The organism is Lelliottia nimipressuralis, from assembly GCF_004115925.1.
In the GTDB taxonomy this organism is placed as follows: Bacteria; Pseudomonadota; Gammaproteobacteria; order Enterobacterales; family Enterobacteriaceae; genus Enterobacter; species Enterobacter nimipressuralis.
The window spans coordinates 16,800-33,842 of record NZ_SDDX01000003.1 but is presented as its reverse complement, the minus strand read 5'-3'; the positions used below and the strand labels follow the sequence as shown (position 1 = coordinate 33,842).

Annotated in this window: 21 protein-coding genes; 3 read left to right on the top strand and 18 right to left on the bottom strand. The window is 50.3% G+C overall.

The annotated features are described in order from the left end of the window. Positions 1 to 3 precede the first annotated feature (3 nt). The 11 genes from ETG88_RS03745 to ETG88_RS03695 all read right to left on the bottom strand — a co-directional run bounded on the left by ETG88_RS03745 (position 4) and on the right by ETG88_RS03695 (position 5,772). Complete coding sequence (locus ETG88_RS03745; RefSeq protein WP_129034692.1) at positions 4 to 462, bottom strand: phage virion morphogenesis protein; 459 nt, start codon at positions 460 to 462, stop codon at positions 4 to 6. Next, positions 455 to 922, bottom strand: a complete 468-nt coding sequence (locus ETG88_RS03740; RefSeq protein ID WP_129034690.1) for a phage tail protein — start codon at positions 920 to 922, stop codon at positions 455 to 457. The genes ETG88_RS03745 and ETG88_RS03740 overlap by 8 nt, the downstream gene beginning before the upstream one ends. Beyond that, positions 885 to 1,130 (bottom strand): Rz1-like lysis system protein LysC, encoded by a 246-nt coding sequence (gene lysC, locus ETG88_RS22375; RefSeq protein WP_129034689.1) that lies wholly within the window; start codon positions 1,128 to 1,130, stop codon positions 885 to 887. Before lysC ends, ETG88_RS03740 begins: the two co-directional genes overlap by 38 nt. After that, entirely contained in the window at positions 1,018 to 1,443 is a 426-nt protein-coding gene (gene lysB, locus ETG88_RS22410; protein ID WP_129034687.1) for an Rz-like lysis system protein LysB, read from the bottom strand. Before lysB ends, lysC begins: the two co-directional genes overlap by 113 nt. Beyond that, positions 1,440 to 1,949, bottom strand: a complete 510-nt coding sequence (locus ETG88_RS03725; protein WP_129034685.1) for a lysozyme — start codon at positions 1,947 to 1,949, stop codon at positions 1,440 to 1,442. Before ETG88_RS03725 ends, lysB begins: the two co-directional genes overlap by 4 nt. After that, positions 1,933 to 2,154 carry a primosomal protein gene (locus ETG88_RS03720; protein WP_129034683.1) on the bottom strand — a complete coding sequence of 74 codons (222 nt, stop codon included), beginning with the start codon at positions 2,152 to 2,154 and terminating at the stop codon, positions 1,933 to 1,935. Before ETG88_RS03720 ends, ETG88_RS03725 begins: the two co-directional genes overlap by 17 nt. After that, on the bottom strand, positions 2,145 to 2,348 hold the full coding sequence (locus ETG88_RS03715; RefSeq protein ID WP_129034681.1) for a tail protein X: 204 nt from the start codon (positions 2,346 to 2,348) through the stop codon (positions 2,145 to 2,147). The genes ETG88_RS03720 and ETG88_RS03715 overlap by 10 nt, the downstream gene beginning before the upstream one ends. Further along, positions 2,348 to 2,854, bottom strand: coding sequence for a head completion/stabilization protein (locus tag ETG88_RS03710; protein WP_129034679.1), 507 nt, complete (start codon positions 2,852 to 2,854; stop codon positions 2,348 to 2,350). The genes ETG88_RS03715 and ETG88_RS03710 overlap by 1 nt, the downstream gene beginning before the upstream one ends. A gap of 99 nt (positions 2,855 to 2,953) precedes the next feature. Further along, complete coding sequence (locus ETG88_RS03705; RefSeq protein WP_129034677.1) at positions 2,954 to 3,709, bottom strand: phage terminase small subunit; 756 nt, start codon at positions 3,707 to 3,709, stop codon at positions 2,954 to 2,956. 3 nt (positions 3,710 to 3,712) lie between these two features. Further along, the gene (locus tag ETG88_RS03700; RefSeq protein ID WP_233446089.1) at positions 3,713 to 4,861 is read right to left on the bottom strand and encodes a phage major capsid protein, P2 family; all 1,149 of its coding nucleotides are present in this window, start codon (positions 4,859 to 4,861) and stop codon (positions 3,713 to 3,715) included. A gap of 56 nt (positions 4,862 to 4,917) precedes the next feature. Beyond that, positions 4,918 to 5,772, bottom strand: coding sequence for a GPO family capsid scaffolding protein (locus ETG88_RS03695; protein WP_129034675.1), 855 nt, complete (start codon positions 5,770 to 5,772; stop codon positions 4,918 to 4,920). Positions 5,773 to 5,938: 166 nt separating this feature from the next. Between ETG88_RS03695 and ETG88_RS03690 the strand changes: the two genes are divergently transcribed. Then, the gene (locus ETG88_RS03690) at positions 5,939 to 7,708 is read left to right on the top strand and encodes a terminase ATPase subunit family protein (RefSeq protein WP_129034673.1); all 1,770 of its coding nucleotides are present in this window, start codon (positions 5,939 to 5,941) and stop codon (positions 7,706 to 7,708) included. A 1-nt stretch (position 7,709) separates the two neighbouring features. Next, positions 7,710 to 8,717, top strand: coding sequence for a phage portal protein (locus ETG88_RS03685; RefSeq protein WP_129034671.1), 1,008 nt, complete (start codon positions 7,710 to 7,712; stop codon positions 8,715 to 8,717). A gap of 33 nt (positions 8,718 to 8,750) precedes the next feature. On the opposite strand, the gene ETG88_RS03680 is transcribed toward ETG88_RS03685, so the two are convergent. Then, on the bottom strand, positions 8,751 to 8,975 hold the full coding sequence (locus ETG88_RS03680) for a DUF2188 domain-containing protein (RefSeq protein WP_129034669.1): 225 nt from the start codon (positions 8,973 to 8,975) through the stop codon (positions 8,751 to 8,753). A 365-nt stretch (positions 8,976 to 9,340) separates the two neighbouring features. Here ETG88_RS03680 and ETG88_RS03675 point away from each other — a divergent pair, with 365 nt between their 5' ends. Next, the gene (locus tag ETG88_RS03675; RefSeq protein WP_129034667.1) at positions 9,341 to 13,348 is read left to right on the top strand and encodes an NACHT domain-containing protein; all 4,008 of its coding nucleotides are present in this window, start codon (positions 9,341 to 9,343) and stop codon (positions 13,346 to 13,348) included. Positions 13,349 to 13,460: 112 nt separating this feature from the next. Here ETG88_RS03675 and ETG88_RS03670 read toward each other — a convergent pair whose 3' ends face one another. The 6 genes from ETG88_RS03670 to ETG88_RS03650 form a co-directional block, all read right to left on the bottom strand. After that, complete coding sequence (locus ETG88_RS03670) at positions 13,461 to 15,452, bottom strand: replication endonuclease (RefSeq protein ID WP_233446088.1); 1,992 nt, start codon at positions 15,450 to 15,452, stop codon at positions 13,461 to 13,463. Beyond that, positions 15,442 to 15,717: a DUF5405 family protein gene (locus ETG88_RS03665; protein WP_129034665.1), complete on the bottom strand. Its 276-nt coding sequence runs from the start codon at positions 15,715 to 15,717 to the stop codon at positions 15,442 to 15,444. The genes ETG88_RS03670 and ETG88_RS03665 overlap by 11 nt, the downstream gene beginning before the upstream one ends. Before the next feature lie 31 nt (positions 15,718 to 15,748). Further along, a complete protein-coding gene (locus ETG88_RS03660; RefSeq protein WP_129034663.1) occupies positions 15,749 to 15,958 on the bottom strand; it encodes a DUF2732 family protein in 210 nt (69 codons plus the stop codon). 66 nt (positions 15,959 to 16,024) lie between these two features. Continuing rightward, positions 16,025 to 16,525, bottom strand: coding sequence for a replication protein B (locus ETG88_RS03655; protein ID WP_129034661.1), 501 nt, complete (start codon positions 16,523 to 16,525; stop codon positions 16,025 to 16,027). Beyond that, the gene (locus ETG88_RS22250; RefSeq protein WP_164971760.1) at positions 16,522 to 16,695 is read right to left on the bottom strand and encodes a hypothetical protein; all 174 of its coding nucleotides are present in this window, start codon (positions 16,693 to 16,695) and stop codon (positions 16,522 to 16,524) included. Before ETG88_RS22250 ends, ETG88_RS03655 begins: the two co-directional genes overlap by 4 nt. Continuing rightward, entirely contained in the window at positions 16,692 to 16,967 is a 276-nt protein-coding gene (locus ETG88_RS03650; RefSeq protein ID WP_129034659.1) for a regulatory phage cox family protein, read from the bottom strand. The genes ETG88_RS22250 and ETG88_RS03650 overlap by 4 nt, the downstream gene beginning before the upstream one ends. Between the last annotated feature and the right edge of the window lie 76 nt (positions 16,968 to 17,043).

The following is a 17,043-nucleotide window of genomic DNA, read 5'->3' as shown; positions in this document are numbered from 1 at the left end:
GAATCATAATAAACTTCGAGCCAAATACCCAACAACAGACTCTTTTATAAAATTATAGTCTTCAACATTAATACCGAGCAAAGGACGCACTGGATATTTGACCCAGTGACGATGTGGTTTTGATCGTTCTTTTAACCCAAAATGATGAATCTCTGCAATGCGCTGTACCTTGCCGGTAAACTCGACCACGGCAGCATCATTGCGGCCGCTGGCTTTCATATAACGAGCCGTGCGCAACTTCTGAAACATCGCGCGCTTAATTCGCCCCGATTTTCCCCTGAGCGGCTGACGCTTTCGCGCCTGATAGGGTGAGCCATCCGGGGCTTTTTGCTGTTTGATGCGTTGCTGTTGCGATTTACGCAGTTCCTTCGCTATCTCAGCGGCCAGCTTACGCCGTCCCGCCGGTGACAGCGCCCCAATCAGCCCGGCCAGCTTGTCGTCAAAAGGTTTAAGCTCACTCATCCCATTTGCTCACCAGCTCGCCATTGATATACAGCTCAGTCGGACGCGTGACCGGCTCGGGCAATGGCGGCTCAGGTGCATAGCTGACGTGCAGCGCACCGCTATCCTCCCTGACCAGCGTGCGCTCGGTGAGCTGCAGGCTGATACTGATATCCACATTATCCCCGTCGTTCAAATCCATCTGGAAGCGATAGCCCTTTTTGCGGCCCTCATCGGTGGTGCAGATATCCGGCTGGTTCTCACGCAGCCACGCCGCCACCGGCACAAAAATCAAATCCGGGTCGCCGACAAAGTCACACACGATCACATTCAGGGTGTAAATCTTTTCGTGTGACAGCGAGGCCGCGAGGCGCGCGTCGATATTCCCCTCATCTGCAAAGATACGCATCATTTCGGGATTGGTTTTTAGCTGCGGCACGGCGTCAGTAAGCGCCTTGCGCAGGCTTTTCATTTTCTGCATCGGTTTTATCCTGACAGTCTTTGATGGTTTCAACCTTTAAGGCGCAGGTGGTAAGCGCATTCTCAAGCCTGCGAATATCGGCACTCAGATCGCCGTTAGTGAGCGGCTCGCTTCCCGGCATCGGGCAGAGGCTCACCTTCGGGCAGGCGTTGTAAACAGTGACCGGCGGAGGCGCAGGCCTTGCGGGTGTGCAACCGGCGCACAGCATCAGGCAAGTCAGCGCGATACCAGCGGCGTAATTCCTCGTTTTCATTCAGCAGCCTCGTAATCGTTTGTTCTCGTCTCGCCGCCAGCTCACCGGCGGCAGTCAGCTCGTCACTGAGCCTGACCTGCGCGCGTTCATTCGTCCTGGCAATGCGCTGCGACACGGCAAGCTGATTTTTCAGCATCCCGATTGTCGTCTTTTGCTCGCTGGCGACCCGGTTCGCTCGCTCAAAGGAGCGGGATAAATTCGCGTTGTCATGGCGCAGCCACAGCGCCACGGCGAGCAGCCCGGCCAGCAGGATCATCAGCACTTTCATGGCATCCCCTTCATGCAATAGGCCCGTTCCCGCGCGCGGCGGTTTTCCAGCCCTTTGTTTCTGACGCCGTTCACGAACACCCAGCGGGTGAGCTGGTCGCACGCCTGCGACCACTGATGACGTTTGATAAACGACACCAGCGTCGAGCGGCAGGCCGCGCCGGTTCCCACGTTGAAGGCAAAACTGACCAGCACGTCATAGACGCGCGGCGGCATCGCCACCGGCACACAGACCGCGAGCCGTTGCTCGGTATTCAGCACATCCGCGACAAGGTTCGCCGCCGCCTGTCGTTCGGTGATGTCCCCTTTCGGGGTGACACCGGCAGTGTGGCCGATGCCTGACGTCCACACGCCCGCGCTGCACTGGTAGGGCGTCAGGCGACACCCTTCGAGGTCGGCAATCAGCGCCAGCCCTTCGGGAGAGGTATTCAGCAGACGAAAGTCAGGCATCAGGACCGCGAGCGCCAGCACGGCGGCCACGCTGCAGCGTTTAATGATTGAGCTCACGGATCGCCCCCTTATCCAGTCCGAGTGAGGTCAGATAGCGATACGTTTTGCGCTTAAACCAGTAATTGGTCAGTGCGGTAAAAATGGCGCAGCCACTGCCGACATACAGCGCCAGCTTTTCGGGCGACATCGCCCCGAACCAGGCCACCCCCACGGCCAGCCAGTAGGCGATAAACGTCGTGATTTTTTCCATGCTCAGTCCCATAGATTCACCGTTTCAGTTTTCGGCGCGCTGTCGGTCTCGGGCAGCTCTATCACTGTGCCGTGCGGCAGGATAACGCCCAGCTCCGACAGCCCCGGATTGGCCTGCAGCACCGTCTCGACGACACCCTCCGTGCGCCCGTAATAGCGCGCGCATATCGCGTCAAGGGTGTCGCCCTGCATCGCATACGCTTTCATCAGATTTGACCCACGATGCAGCGCGCTTTGTCCTGAATGCGGGCCACAGACCAGCGCATATCCCGCCACATCTCATCAATAGCGCTGTCGATGCTGTCGGCCTTTTTGTCTCCCTTGCTGGTCGCATCCACGCCGCGATAACGCTCAAACAGCGTGGCGGTCGTCATCGAGCACACGGCGTTAAAGTAGTGGAAGCAGCGCACGCTCTCGCCGTCGAGCTCGTCGGTCGGGACATCCGCGAGCGTGGCGTGACCGGCGTCAATCTGACGGTCGCGCCAGTCGCGCAGCTCCGCATTGGTCTCCGCGATGGCGGTCTTAATCGCCCGGCGCAGACGCACAGGGGAAACGGTCTGCTCAAGGCGCATTTCTTCGCGCACGCGCTGCGGGTCTACGTCAGGAAAAAAGCCCGTATTTTTAATCACCGGCTCACTCACGCCCGGTGGCGGTATCACCACGCCCGGCACGTCCTGCGGCGTTGTTCTGGGCTCAATAATCAGTGTCGTCATGACAACCTCGGAAAATAGGTGGGCGGTGGACGCCGGTCGCAGTCAGGGCAATCAATACCCGCGTTGACCGGCGTGCCGCCCGGCTCGGGGAGCGTTCGGTTAACCTGCGGCTTTTGCCGCCTTTGGTGGACGCCCGCGCCGTGCCGCCGGTTTAGCAGCAGGCTTGCGCGTGCGGGGTTTGTTCGTTTTCGGTGCGGGTTCTGGCTTCGGTTTAAGCTGACGCTCAAGCTGTTCGATATCCTTTTTCACGCCGACAGCTCGCTCCAGCTGAATGGCACGCTGCAGGTGCGCCAGTGCCCCGGGCAGCTCGCCTGCGTCACGCAGCACGTAGCCGGTGATTTTGTGCAGCTTCGCACGCACGATATCGGGCATATCCGCACGCTCAGTCAGCGCGAGGGTATCGAGCAGCAGCGCCAGTTCTACCGGCTGTTTAGCGTCACGCAGACGCTGCGCGGCAAGCGCCACCTCTTCGGCCAGCAGATACGGCGTGGTGCGGCGATGGCCGCCGACCGGCATCGTCAGGCCAAAGGTCATCGCGTAACGGGCAATTTCCAGCGCACCGGCAATATCATCCGCATCGAGACGCCAGAGCATGACGGTCATGACAATGTCATCCTGCGCGCCCTTGCCATTCGCAAGGACACCCGCCACCCACGGCAGATAGAAGGGCAGCAGCTCGCGCTTTTTATCTGCCTTGCGCTCATTGGATCGGATTTGTTTTAACGTGCGACAGTCTGCGGCCAGCTTAACGAGCATCTGCTCATAGGCAGTTGCATTGCGCAGCGGGGCAGCGGCCCGCCGCACGGTTTCAGAGGCCGAGACCCGCATCATGTGAAGCGCTGCGGGGCTCGTCATGTTTTACTCTCCGTCGTTCTGGTCTGCTTGCTCATCAGGGCTTTCAGATTCAACCTGAGCCGAAGCGTTTTCAGGCGCAGCCAGAGCAGAGGCGCTTTCAGGAGCAACCGGGGCAGCGAATTTGCCTAGAGTGATGTTTTCAATCAGGCAACCGGCGGCGTAAGCCTCGACCACATAATCAATATTCATTGATTCGTAGTTTTCGATACGGTCCTTTTTCGGCTCCTCGATGATGGCGCGGCGGTGCGCGTCGTCCATGAAGTAAATCGACAGGTTATCGAGGCGCGTTACCATCAGCGCATTCGCCGGGAAGTACGGCACGCGCACGGCTGGCAGGTTGCCGATGCGCTTCTGGCTGATGATGATGTCAGCGGCCAGCGTCTCGCTGTTTTCCTGGGTCTTGTTGACGATCGGGAAATACTTGTCAGCCAGCAGCTTGCGACCGGTGATGACGACGAGCTCCGGGTCATCCTGATAAATCTCGTCAATCAGGTTGGTCGTGGCATCCATCACCAGCGCATCGAGGTTGGCATAGTCGCCGTTTTCACCGACGCGGATCGCAGCGGAAACGACATGCCCGCTTTCATCGGTGATTTTCGACATCACGCGCGCCGGGGCTTCATTGCGGTATTTCTGCAGCCAGCCCACCGCGACATCCTGCAGCATCGGATGCGTTTTGCGGCTGGAGGTTTCCGCGCGCTCAGTGCCGTTGAAACCGGCCATGATGAAATCGAGCGACTGACGTTTGATGATCGCGTCACGGATTCGGGTCTGGAAGTCCTGGAATCGCGCCCACAGGTCGAGCTGTTTGTAACGGATATGGAAATCGAAGTTGATTTGCGCACATTCGTATTTGTTGGATTCCAGCGCCGTAAAATCGGCGGTCTTGCGCTCGTCATCCCCTGCAGTATCGGCGGTGCTCGCAATCGTGCCGTTAACGCCCACGCCGACCTTTTCGCCCTTCAGCTCGTCGACCGGCACGATGTTAATTTTGGTCAGAAATGCGGATGACAGCTGCAGGGTGTTCATCAGGGTCTGGGTCACGGACGGCTCGACGGTGAATTTCTTCGCCACGTCGTCGGTCTCGACGCCGTTCAGCTCCGCCACGCGGGACAGGTAGGCATTAAATTTAAAGCGGGTTTCTTTACGCATGGGTAATCCTGTTTTTCAAAATAGGGTTCTGGCCGGGCAGCGCGCCCGGCGCGTTATCAGCAGTTGGTCAGCAATTCGTCGCCGGTTCCGCCCTTCGAGAGTTCACGGCGCGGCTGGCGCTGGCTTTCGGTGTTATCGAGGGAGCTTTTCAGGGAGGTAAATGCCTGCGCGTTTTCTTCGGTCTGGCGGGTGACGTCCTGCTGCAGCTGCGAGAACGCAGTTTCCATATCAGCCAGGCGCTTTTCGTTGGCGCTCAGGCTGGTCTGCACCTGCTCGGAAACTACCGTCACCGCTTCATGCACATCCGCCAGACGCGCGTCGTCGCTGACCTGCTTGCGACTGAAAATGGCTTTAACTTTGTCGGTCAGACTGTTGAGCACGGTGTCGGGGACGTCCTCGAATTCCAGCTCAGCCAGCGTGGCAACGGAAAACAGGTCGTCGGGATGGGCTTTTTTACCGGCGAGCGGGTTCTGCGTCGCCCGGCTGCAAAATTCGAGGTATTCCGTGCCGAGGCTTGCCGGGTCATCGGTCACCGCCAGCCCCACGAGGTAACATTTGCCGCTGTTGGCGAAGTTCGGGCGGATCTCCATCGAGGTGTAAACCTTCTGACCGGCGCGCACCATGCCGACCAGCTCATCGAGCGGCGCGATTTTGCCAAACAGCGCCTTTTTGCCGTTCAGCGCAGAGTCATCGCTGATGATTTCCGCTTTCACTTCGGTCACGTCGCCGTAACGCTTGAGCACGCTGTCGGGCAGAATGCCGCGCAGGTGTTCGAGGTTGATGCGACAGCCATAGACACGTGGGTCAAAGGTGTCGGCCATATCCTGAATATCATCCCCGCTGATGACGCGGCCATCGCAGGTGTCACCCTCGACGCCGATGCGAAACCATTTAGAAACTTTCTTTGCCATTGTTCAGGTGTCCTGATGTTGGGTTTTCGGTTCGGGTGTAGTTTCCCGACTCCGCCCCGCGTCAGCCACCGCTTGCAGAAGTGCAACCCCTGACACAACAGGGGCTTAGCGAAACCCTGCGCCGATTTCCTTAGCCTTGCTCCGTATACACCGACACGAGGCAACCATGACCATCTCAACCGACCTCTCCCTGTTACACGACCCGCGACGACAGGCGCGCCTGCTGTTCTGGCAGGGATTTTCTGTGCCGCAAATCGCCGACACGCTGCAGGTGAAGCGCCCGACGGTGCAGAGCTGGAAGCAGCGCGACGGATGGGAGGAAACCGCGCCGCTCAACCGCGTGGAAACGACACTTGAGGCGCGCCTGATTCAGCTCTACGCCAAGCCCGACCTGACACCGCATGACTTCAAGGTCGCTGATTTTCTGTCGCGCCAGATGGAACGGTTTGCGCGTATCAACCGCTACGGCCAGACCGGAAATGAAGTGGATTTAAATCCCAACATTGCGAGCCGCAACAAAGGGGATCGCAAAAAACCGAAACGTAACTATTTCAGCGATGAGGCTATCGAGAAGCTGGAAGAGATTTTCCTCGACCAGTCGTTTGAGTATCAGCTCAACTGGCACCGGGCGGGCATCGCGCACCGCATTCGTCACATCCTCAAATCACGCCAGATTGGCGCGACGTTCTACTTTGCGCGTGAGTCACTGCTGCGCGCCCTGAAGACCGGCCAGAACCAGATATTTTTGTCAGCCAGTAAGACGCAGGCATATGTGTTCCGGAAATACATCATCGCCTTTGCGCGGCTGGTCGACGTTGACCTGTCGGGCGACCCGATTGTCATCGGCAACAACGGCGCAGAGCTGATTTTCCTCGGGACCAACTCCAACACTGCGCAGAGTCACAACGGTGACCTGTACGTCGATGAGATTTTCTGGATACCCAACTTTCAGCGGCTGCGCAAAGTGGCGTCGGGGATGGCCTCGCAGTCGCACCTGCGCACCACCTATTTCTCGACCCCGTCCACGCTGGCGCACGGCGCGTATCCGTTCTGGTCTGGCGAGCTGTTTAACCGGGGACGCAGCAACCGCGACGAACGGGTCGACATCGATATCAGCCACCAGGCGCTCGCCGGAGGCGTGCTGTGCCCGGATGGCCAGTGGCGGCAGATTGTCACCATCGAGGACGCCCTCGCCGGGGGATGCACCCTGTTCAATCTGGATCAGTTGAAACAGGAAAACAGCGCTGACGATTTCCGCAATCTGTTCATGTGCGAGTTCGTCGACGACAAGGCGTCGGTGTTCCCGTTCGAGGAGCTGCAGCGCTGCATGGTTGATGCGATGGAAGAATGGGAGGACTTCGAACAGTTTGCCGACCGTCCGTTTAACTGGCGTCCGGTCTGGATTGGCTATGACCCGTCACACACTGGCGACAGCGCAGGCTGTGCGGTACTGGCTCCGCCACTGGTTGCCGGGGGCAAGTTCCGCATCCTTGAGCGTCACCAGTGGAAAGGGATGGATTTCGCGGCGCAGGCCGAGGCCATTCGTTCGCTGACAGAGAAATACACCGTCGACTATATCGGCATCGATGCGACCGGCATCGGCCAGGGTGTTTATCAGCTCGTGCGCTCGTTCTTCCCGGCGGCGCGCGCCATCCGCTACACGCCTGAAATGAAAACCGCGATGGTGCTGAAAGCGAAAGACACCATCCGACGTGGGTGTCTGGAATATGACGCCGGTGCCACCGATATCACGCAGTCGTTTATGGCAATCCGTAAAACCATGACCAGCAGCGGGCGCAGCTCGACCTATGAAGCGAGTCGCAGTGAAGAGGCCAGTCATGCGGATATCGCGTGGGCGACTATGCACGCCCTGTTAAACGAGCCGCTTTCCGCCGGGAGCGGGATGCATTCAAACTCTATTCTGGAAATTTACTAAGATGGCAAAACATAAACCTACTCAGCAGGCAGTCAGCAAGCCACAAAAAATGGAGGCGTTCACTTTTGGTGAGCCCTCCGCCGTCATGGATCGCCGCGATATCCTTGACTACGTCGAGTGCATTCATAACGGAAAATGGTACGAGCCGCCGGTCAACTTCTCAGGGCTGGCAAAAAGCCTGCGCGCCGCCGTGCACCACAGCTCACCGATTTACGTCAAACGTAACATTCTGGCAAGCACCTACATCCCGCACCCGTTGCTGTCGCGTCAGGATTTTAGCCGCCTTGTGCTCGATTATCTGGTCTTTGCCAACGGCTACCTTGAGAAGCGAATGAGCGTGACCGGCCAGCTCATGAAGCTAGAAGCCTCCCCGGCGAAATACACCCGCCGTGGCGTCGAGGATGGCGTCTACTGGTACGTGTCGAGTTTTACGCATACGCACGAATTTGCCCCCGGCTCAGTGTTTCACCTGCTTGAGCCTGATATCAATCAGGAGCTTTACGGGATGCCGGAATACCTGAGCGCACTCAATTCCGCCTGGCTGAATGAATCCGCCACCCTGTTTCGTCGCAAGTATTACCAGAACGGCGCGCACGCGGGTTACATCATGTACGTCACCGATGCGGCACAAAGCAGCACCGACGTGGAGTCGCTGCGTGATGCGATGCGAAATTCGAAGGGGCTCGGGAATTTCAAAAACCTGTTTTTCTACGCGCCCAACGGTAAACCGGACGGCATTAAGATCGTGCCGCTGAGTGAAGTTGCCACGAAGGATGATTTTTTCAATATCAAAAAGGTGAGCGCCGCTGACCTGCTCGATGCGCACCGCGTGCCGTTCCAGTTGATGGGCGGCAAACCTGAGAACATCGGATCAATGGGGGATGTCGAGAAGGTGGCGCGGGTGTTTGTGCGTAACGAGCTGACGCCGCTGCAGGAGCGATTTAAAGAGATTAACGACTGGCTCGGGATGGAGGTGATCCGGTTCAAAGACTACGTTCTCGACAACTGAAGCTAAGCCGCCATTAAGGCGGCTTTAATTTAACTAGCCTTTGGTGGATTTAGGATCATCTTTTCTTTGGTAAGTTCTTTCCTCTTGAATCTTACCGTCAACATTATGAATTTTGACTGACGCTTTCTTGTCAGACATAAACTCTTGTGTCTGCTTGATCATTTCGGCTTTCGTGTCTGCCGTTTTGCTAGGTTTCGTGTTCCCTTCTTTCTGCAATTTCCACTTATAACCGTCTTTAGTAATGTGATAGTTGTCCATCAATGACCTCCAACCGTTAGTTAGACACAGGGCTTGTCAACCGGATTTTATCCAAAGCGAAACGGCAGATTTGTGAAAGAGATCTCATCCCACATTAATCATGTCCCCCACTCCAGCGCGCAATGCTTTCCCCGCCACGCCTGCCCGCTTGATGGGTCGGTTTTAATGCAGGTGCATTCTAAGTGTTTAGCCTGCACTATCGATGCTTTGAGGCAACTAAATTGGCAATCAATCTCTTGAAAACTTAATGCAATTTCACTCATATTAATGCGACAAAAGATTTCTTTCTGCATGCTTCAAAACTGAGCACTAGCATCTAGCGGAATGATTCAACCAACCCTAAAATTGATTTTAAAAGGATTCACATGGCTCAACCATATGACTTGACACAGCTTGATTCACATTCTTTTGAGCACTTAGTAAACTTTCTTTCGTTAAAAACCCTTGGTAATGGCGTTACTGGATTTGCTGCGGGTGCAGATGGAGGGAAAGATGGATATCTTCGTGGTAGAGCTCCTTATCCGACAGACCTAGATAGTTGGGAAGGAATTTGGTTTCTTCAATCGAAATTTCATAAACCACATTTGAGTAGCGACTCCCAGAAATGGTTGATAAAAGAAGTTGCCAAAGAGATTACTCAGTTCAAAACTGGCAACAGAAAACTACGACCAAACAATTGGATAATAGCAAGTAACATTGAACCATCAGGCGTACCCGAAACAGGTGCATTTGATAAAATAAAAGAAATGGTAAATGAATTTGATCCTGACATAAATGTTGACATTTGGGGAGGGAGAAAAATATTGGATCTTTTGGCCCATCACCCAGAAGCTGTTGCATACTATGGCCATTTCCTCACTCCGGGGCATGTAATAACTGAATTATACAATCATTTGAATCAACATAAAAAAAATATTAAAGATATCATCGATCATTTAATCGTGAATCAGTTTCATGAATTTAGCTACACAAAGCTGGAACAAGCAGGTTCAGGTAGCGACCAACGACCTAAAATATACGAGCTATTCAGGGACCTTCCCATTCACGCTCAAAATGATGAAATATACTTTATATTGAAGTCCTTAGTTTCAGCAGCAAACAACGTCCAAAGAAACTCTACTTGGAATAACTTCGGACACGGATGGCAGGAATGGTCAAAAAACCCAATTCGAGCGAGAATCATTCTTTTAAAAGGTGGACCTGGCCAAGGTAAATCGACTGCCGGGCAATACTTTGGACAATTGCAAAGAGCAGCATTTATTCTTTCCGATGATGGCCCTAGAGTTACTCCACAAATAAAAGAAATAGCCAATGAATTAAAAAGACAAGCTATGGATGAAGGTTTTTGGCCATCGGTCCCTAGAATTCCGTTATTTGTAGAATTGAAAGATTTTGCCAACTGGTATTCATTAAAAAGCGAAGGAGAGCCTAGAAATATTGTCGCATATATTTGTGATAAAGTTAAAATTAAAACATCTAAAAATGTCACTGCGGAAATGCTGCATGATTCATTCAGCTTATCATCATGGTTCATTAATTTTGATGGGTTAGATGAAGTACCAAATGATTTAAAGGATAACGTAGCAAATGAGATTATTATTTTTGCAAATGAATTGATACCTCAGTTGGATGCAGACTTCCTCATTCTTTGTACAACTCGTCCTCAAGGCTATTCAGGACAATTTGAAAACCTGTTTTCTTCAACAGTCACGTTAACTCCACTCCCACCAGACATAGCCTTAGCCTGTGCTTCAGCCGTAGTAAAATACAATCGTACAGAACAAGAATATGAAGAATCAATAAATATACTTAAATATGCAATGGAATCAGATCAAGTAAAAGAACTGATGACCACTCCTCTGCAATCACATATCATGGCCGTTGTTGTTAGAGATGGAGGTCGCCCTCCTGAAAAAAGATGGGAATTATTTAAAAACTTTTATTCAGTCATGAAAAAAAGAGAAAGTCAGAAAAACTTTCCAGACGTACGCATATCTGCTCTTCTACGAGAAAGAGATCAATTACTTAAAACTATACATGATCGGCTAGGTATATGTTTACACACCAAGTCCGAGATCAGCAAAGGAGCAGAAGCTACTTTCGATAAAAGTGAGTTTAAACAATTGGCAATTCAAACCACTGCCATGCAAATCGATGGTGATACCGATGAAGTAGTTGATACACTAATGGAGGCTACAACAGAAAGATTAGTTTTCGTAAACACCCCTGAAAGCAGTGATTCCGTCCGATTTGATATTAGGCAATTACAAGAATTTTTCGCAGCAGAATTTATTTACAATGCCGTTTCTAATACTGAGCTTAGAAATCGTCTAGAAATAATTTGTGGTGATGCCCACTGGCGTGAAGTTGTTCACTTTTTATTGAGCGCTTTGGCACATAATACAATATTAAGTGAGCTTTCGGTTGCTGTTAACTTGCTCCAACAATTGGATGATGATGGAGAAAATTATAGAGTTAAAACTTTTAAAAAGAGGATGGGGACCGGATCTCTTTTAACGCTTAGATTGATAGAGGAAGGCGTACTTGAACAAGATAAAAGAATTAGATTTCAGTTTAATAACGCCTTAACACCTTTATGGTCAAATATAGAACGCGATATATTAAGCCGAATAACATCAATTAAAAAAGAGCAATCTAGAAGCTGGGTCATTAACAATATGATTGAAGCATTCATAGATCTAGATTACAGCGAACATATAACTGTTGGTTATTTACTTGCAATAATGCTACCTATTGAACACCCGCGCATAGAAGAGGTATTAAAAAGATACTTGCAAGCTCCTGAATATTATTTCAATGCAATTTTTGAGCTTGATATAATTGATGCTTTTGGTAGCCATCGCCGCAAAAATGCGATTCGAAATTGTTATCAACCTTGGTTTATAGAATTTATCACTTCTACCATCTCCTCGACTTCTGTCTTAAGCAATACAATTCAATGCGACATGCTTAATTTTGCAGTTAAGCATTTTCAAAAAGAATTATTACTGAAAAGTAATTATAACATCCCGAAAGAAACGATTGAGATTTTGGAATTTTTAAATATTGAAGAAAAAAAAGACACAGGTTCTATTGATACCACAGACAATTTGGATGAAATTTACTGTTTCGTCTCACCTAAAACCCACGACATCAATTGGAAAACAGCACACGCACAAGACGGCGAAATAATACCTAAGCTACATATATCTGATGATATTAGCTCAAAACCCCTAAATTTAATAAAATCCGCTCTAAAATTTCACTATAATAAAAACATTGTCAATTATAAGCTTTTCCTTGATGAGGTTAAAAAAAGCGATTACAACACCGATATAATCCCTTCTCAACTTAAAGCAATGATCCCTTTGAATTTTGATTGTGATGACCTTAAAAAACACATTGATTGCTTGGAGCATATGGAAAATGAGGAAATCAACTCGATAATTCATAATGGTTGTTTCGAAGATATAAAAATAATCCCATCATTTCAATATATTAAAATTACCGATTCTGCTTTCAATAAAAAAGGGTGGGCTAATTTTTGCAAAGACTATCCCGCATTAGCACTCAATGTTTGGTCAGGGCCATTTATTGATGAGGAAGCTCTTGAGAAAATTAAAATAGAACACAAATTTGAATTTTTCGGGCCAATTCTAGAAATTTCAAAAAATCATGCTGAGTCATTTTCAGCGTACTTCTTTCTCTGGCAAGAGCTGTTCGATGTTTATCCAGAACAGGAATCAGAACTTCGAAGCATGCTCATCAAGTGCTCACCAACAACTACCCGAATGGGGTTCAACAACTTTAAAAAACACAATTCATTCATAAAGATAAATATTGCTACGGAAAAAGAATTCATCGTTCATTTCGCTCACGCACTTTTAATTGGAAGAGTAAGCAATATCATCAGACATGATTCAAACTATAGGCCAATTAGTACTAATTACAATGAAGAGCTCTTGTCTAAAATGGGAATACCGAGCGCCTCACTTGTTGAGATTATAAAAGATAAAAATGAAGACAATACAATAAGAACAGCATCTCTTTGCTGTTACATAGCGCAAACATCGCCAAGTAAAAATGATTTTATAACCAATTTTTTTGATGAAAAATATGACGAGATATTTTTAAGCCTTTTAGTCACGGAAAATCAAGATTTATTGATCAACGCTCTTTATACATTCCTTTTTGATATTTCAACCTATGATATAAGACTGATGAATTTCCTCGGGAATGTATCTATCTTAACAAAGGAAGATTATACCGCGCGACTAATATTACAAAATATATACCAGAGATGGCGTGAGCGTTCATTTGCTCCCGTCAATAAAAGCCAAGCTCTCCAAAGTTGGTTAGATTATTCATATTAACATTCTTTTAGCACATGCCTCGTTTGGAGGCATGTGCTCCAATCATATGAACCAATACAATTTAATTAAGTATTAGACTAAAACGGGCTCCACTGAGTGTCTTTTCCTATTTTTATTGTATTTGTTTTAGAACAGTTACTTCACTCATCGAAACTACGCTCGATTTAATCAGCTCTCTTGCACTATTTATACATGCATTTCTTTTCTTATATCTAAATCCACAGTTATTGACAGGACTCCGAGGCGCGGCAATGCCGCTTTTTAAAGTCAAAGGCTCAACGGCCAAAAGCTTTGGAACGATGCGCCATTCGGCTGTCCGGGTCACATGTACCAGCTCAGAGCCCAAGTGCGGAGCGTAGATGCCCACGACTCTCTCAATGTCCTCTTCGTAGGCATTGACCTCGTCAGTCACGTGACGAGCCACACGGACGGTCTGACTATCACGTGGAACATTCGCTCCACCCTGCGCTGCGATATAACGGTCAAATTCACCTTCATCAGCTGCAGCTCTGGCCGCTTCAACACGCTCATCGAATTCATCAGCAATGCTCACCCCACGAGGTAGTTTGCGCAGCTCGCGATAAGCACCCATCGTTGGAAGACCAATAGATTTAAATTGCGGGATACGCCATGTTGACGCCCATGCGGTTACAGCTGCGGCGGTATCGGTGAGAGGCTTGCCGGTGTCGTGATCGACCTGACCATCGAGTGCGTAACCGTCAATATTCTTCGCAATGTATTTTGCGATGTAACCGGCTGCGCCACCTCGATTGAGGTGCTTCGCTTCAAAGCGCTGTGCTGCTGCGCCCTTTTCATTTCCATCCTCCTTTAAGGCATAACGGCGCATGATTTCAGTGATGTGCTTGCGTTGCTCTGGTTTGCAAAAAAGCATCATGTGCCAGTGCGGCGTTCCGTCGTGATGCGGTTCAACAACACGCATCCCGTAGACCTGTAGATCGTTATCTTTAAAAGCAGTACGCATCAGGCTCCAGATACGGCACAAATACCGCTGTCCATCCTTCGGCGTAAAGGCGTTTTCATTCCATCCGTGATTAAGTTGCACCGTTTTTTTATCGCCCTTTCCGACCTGACGCGTCGGGTGATACCTCGATGGCGTGGTGATAGTGATAAACATCCCGACGTCACCCTGACCGGCCGCATAGCGTTCAATCCCTGCGATGGTGTTCATCAGTTCCATACGACGAATTTCGGGGTTTGAAATACTCCCCATGACTTTGCTGATGAGATCGATGCGCTCGCCGGTTACTTTGTTTTCCAGTTCACATGATTTGAGGTATTCGAGATTACCCAGGCGGCGAGAATGAACTTCGCGGATCGCCGTTTTGCTGGCATACGGGGAGCGGTCTTTATTCACCTCACCGGCGGCAATCAGCAAGGCCTCGTGCCAGCGCATACGCTGCGCCTTAAACTGGTTAATCCACCATTCATCGTTAATCAGACGAGCAATAGCGGAAAATGCCTGACGGATCGTGATCTGACCTTTGCGGTATTTCTTCCAGAACATCGGAGTGATGTTGAATGCGCGAGCTGCACCGGCAACGTGACCATATAAATGCGCCTGCGCCTCATCGGTGAAAAGAGTCTCTTTACCGCCATGAGCATCTGCCCATGCGTCGCTAAGTTCCTCATAAGCGACATATAGCTGCGATGCGATACGGGCAGCAAACTTTTTGAGTGCCTTGTCACTCATACCCGCTAAATGTGAATAGCTTTCGCGCTCACTCAGGAAGAGAAGCGTTGCCGTCTCGTTCATTCCGTTTAGCTGATTCACCCGCTCAAGACGCGGCCCCACCTTTTGCTCGATGGTGTTCTTGAGGAAATAAAAACCATGAAGTGGGCTTTTAGTACGGCGGATGAAGTCATACCGGGAGTTAAACAACGTTTTTAAGACGTATGGCAGGCGATTTACTTTACCTAAAACGCCTTGCACCTGACGGAATTCGCCACGTGTAAGGGGTCTGTCACGGCCAATTGCAGAGCGTGGAGCATTCCAGGGATAAGTACCGACGAATGTCTCATCGGTGTTTTTCGAGAACGGAGGCGGTGGCGAGGGGGCAATACGCCCCCGAGGTTCAACGGCCATTTGAAGTGAAGGCATCCAGACATTGCTTCGCTATGCGCTCAATCTGATTTTCAAGCGCTGAGAAACGAGTTGCGTCTCCCGTTAAAAGGTCATGCAAGGCAAGACCTGAGACGAGCTTAGGAATAGTTGGGTAGTAACCCACAACATCCAGCCATTCCTTGCCTTCGTTCTTCCCGGTGGTGGCGGTTTTCTTTTCCTGCAAAATAAACTGATAGCGGTCGCTGGTAATGACGTACTGCTGATTTATCTCGATACGGATGCTCATTTTTGCTTCCTGTTAAAAGTTAATAGCCAACTCAGCCTGAAATTGAGTTGTGCAACTTCTCGGACTCTTGCCCCAGAAGCTCGATAATCTCGGTGCGGTTTAGCTCAGATTTACTGATATGAGCGATAAGCCCATCAAAGTGTGACGAAATCCGAGTTGCCGTATCGCGCTGGGCTTCACTTATGGCCTGCGCCAGAAGTGCTGAAAACATGCCCCGCTGCGCTATATTTTGTTTTTGCATTTGCCTATCTCCAGACAAAAGGAGTCCCCACGCTGTAAGGCGCGTAATAGAACGAATCCAGATTAATTAATGTAAATACTGCTCAGGTTTTACCGAGGTTAAGATGGTTGGCGCGTACTCAAAAAGGCTAAATAGTTCTCGCAGCGCGCGGAAAAGTTTGTCCCGCCAGTAGCAGTCTTCATCATTTAAACGCCAGTGCGGCATACTGAATTCCTGCTCTGTAAGCCCAGCATGAAGAAATAGCGATCGCCTTTGGCTTACTGTTAGGCGGCTTATGAAAGTTGCTTTTGTCGCGCCGAGCTGGCGGAATCGAGTGAATGCAAATCGCATTTCATCAAGCGCGCAAACGAGACGCTCACGATCTGCTTCATCCATTTCCTCTAACCGCATTACTGAGTGACGCTGCTTTAACTGAGCGTGAAAACAAACGGTCAGTCGTTCCCGCTCCATCATCTGATTGTAAAAATCGCAGGTGTCTTGCCAGCGAGGTTGAGCCAGGTACTTACAGACCAAGCCACGAAGTGCAGCCGGTTGTTTCTGGATCACATTAAGAGTCATAACGGTCATAACCACAGCCCTCTTGATTTAACAAGGCGGCGAAGCTTCTCAATAACACTAGGTTTACGGGTGCGGATGATGATGCCCTTGCGGCCGCGACCATGAGTGATGGTGAAATTAATCTGGTTAGGGCTTTCTCTACGTAGCAATTGAGCAATGCAACGTGGTTCATTCTTCATGCTGACTCTCCTAATCCGAGCCACATCAGCCAACCGTCGCGAATTTCTTTCGGGCGGCTGTCATAGGCCATTTTCATGCCTTTGTTCCAGGCAGGCAGGTATACCCAATATTCCCCAGCTCTCCCGCTTGTAGACTGCGGATCGGTCATTTCAACCACAGGCAGCTTGCCCTTCTCAATCATCCCTTTGACAGCTGCAGGAGTTTTGCCAATAAGACGCGCGAATTCCTGATAAGGGACGGCGTCGCTCGCACTCTCAATAACCCTATTCATTTGTGACTATTCCTCGTTAATGTTTTAATTGCTCCTAATGGCTTTTAATTGCCATATTGGAGCCATTAATATGCGA

What these genes read in the sequence shown, in the direction of transcription:
- ETG88_RS03745 (WP_129034692.1), bottom strand. Translation starts at nt 462, where the DNA reads ATGAGTGAGCTTAAACCTTTTGACGACAAGCTGGCCGGGCTGATTGGG.
- ETG88_RS03740 (WP_129034690.1), bottom strand. Translation starts at nt 922, where the DNA reads ATGCAGAAAATGAAAAGCCTGCGCAAGGCGCTTACTGACGCCGTGCCG.
- lysC (WP_129034689.1), bottom strand. Translation starts at nt 1,130, where the DNA reads ATGCTGTGCGCCGGTTGCACACCCGCAAGGCCTGCGCCTCCGCCGGTC.
- lysB (WP_129034687.1), bottom strand. Translation starts at nt 1,443, where the DNA reads ATGAAAGTGCTGATGATCCTGCTGGCCGGGCTGCTCGCCGTGGCGCTG.
- ETG88_RS03720 (WP_129034683.1), bottom strand. Translation starts at nt 2,154, where the DNA reads ATGGGACTGAGCATGGAAAAAATCACGACGTTTATCGCCTACTGGCTG.
- ETG88_RS03715 (WP_129034681.1), bottom strand. Translation starts at nt 2,348, where the DNA reads ATGAAAGCGTATGCGATGCAGGGCGACACCCTTGACGCGATATGCGCG.
- ETG88_RS03710 (WP_129034679.1), bottom strand. Translation starts at nt 2,854, where the DNA reads ATGACGACACTGATTATTGAGCCCAGAACAACGCCGCAGGACGTGCCG.
- ETG88_RS03705 (WP_129034677.1), bottom strand. Translation starts at nt 3,709, where the DNA reads ATGACGAGCCCCGCAGCGCTTCACATGATGCGGGTCTCGGCCTCTGAA.
- ETG88_RS03700 (WP_233446089.1), bottom strand. Translation starts at nt 4,861, where the DNA reads ATGCGTAAAGAAACCCGCTTTAAATTTAATGCCTACCTGTCCCGCGTG.
- ETG88_RS03695 (WP_129034675.1), bottom strand. Translation starts at nt 5,772, where the DNA reads ATGGCAAAGAAAGTTTCTAAATGGTTTCGCATCGGCGTCGAGGGTGAC.
- ETG88_RS03690 (WP_129034673.1), top strand. Translation starts at nt 5,939, where the DNA reads ATGACCATCTCAACCGACCTCTCCCTGTTACACGACCCGCGACGACAG.
- ETG88_RS03685 (WP_129034671.1), top strand. Translation starts at nt 7,710, where the DNA reads ATGGCAAAACATAAACCTACTCAGCAGGCAGTCAGCAAGCCACAAAAA.
- ETG88_RS03680 (WP_129034669.1), bottom strand. Translation starts at nt 8,975, where the DNA reads ATGGACAACTATCACATTACTAAAGACGGTTATAAGTGGAAATTGCAG.
- ETG88_RS03675 (WP_129034667.1), top strand. Translation starts at nt 9,341, where the DNA reads ATGGCTCAACCATATGACTTGACACAGCTTGATTCACATTCTTTTGAG.
- ETG88_RS03670 (WP_233446088.1), bottom strand. Translation starts at nt 15,452, where the DNA reads ATGGCCGTTGAACCTCGGGGGCGTATTGCCCCCTCGCCACCGCCTCCG.
- ETG88_RS03665 (WP_129034665.1), bottom strand. Translation starts at nt 15,717, where the DNA reads ATGAGCATCCGTATCGAGATAAATCAGCAGTACGTCATTACCAGCGAC.
- ETG88_RS03660 (WP_129034663.1), bottom strand. Translation starts at nt 15,958, where the DNA reads ATGCAAAAACAAAATATAGCGCAGCGGGGCATGTTTTCAGCACTTCTG.
- ETG88_RS03655 (WP_129034661.1), bottom strand. Translation starts at nt 16,525, where the DNA reads ATGACCGTTATGACTCTTAATGTGATCCAGAAACAACCGGCTGCACTT.
- ETG88_RS22250 (WP_164971760.1), bottom strand. Translation starts at nt 16,695, where the DNA reads ATGAAGAATGAACCACGTTGCATTGCTCAATTGCTACGTAGAGAAAGC.
- ETG88_RS03650 (WP_129034659.1), bottom strand. Translation starts at nt 16,967, where the DNA reads ATGAATAGGGTTATTGAGAGTGCGAGCGACGCCGTCCCTTATCAGGAA.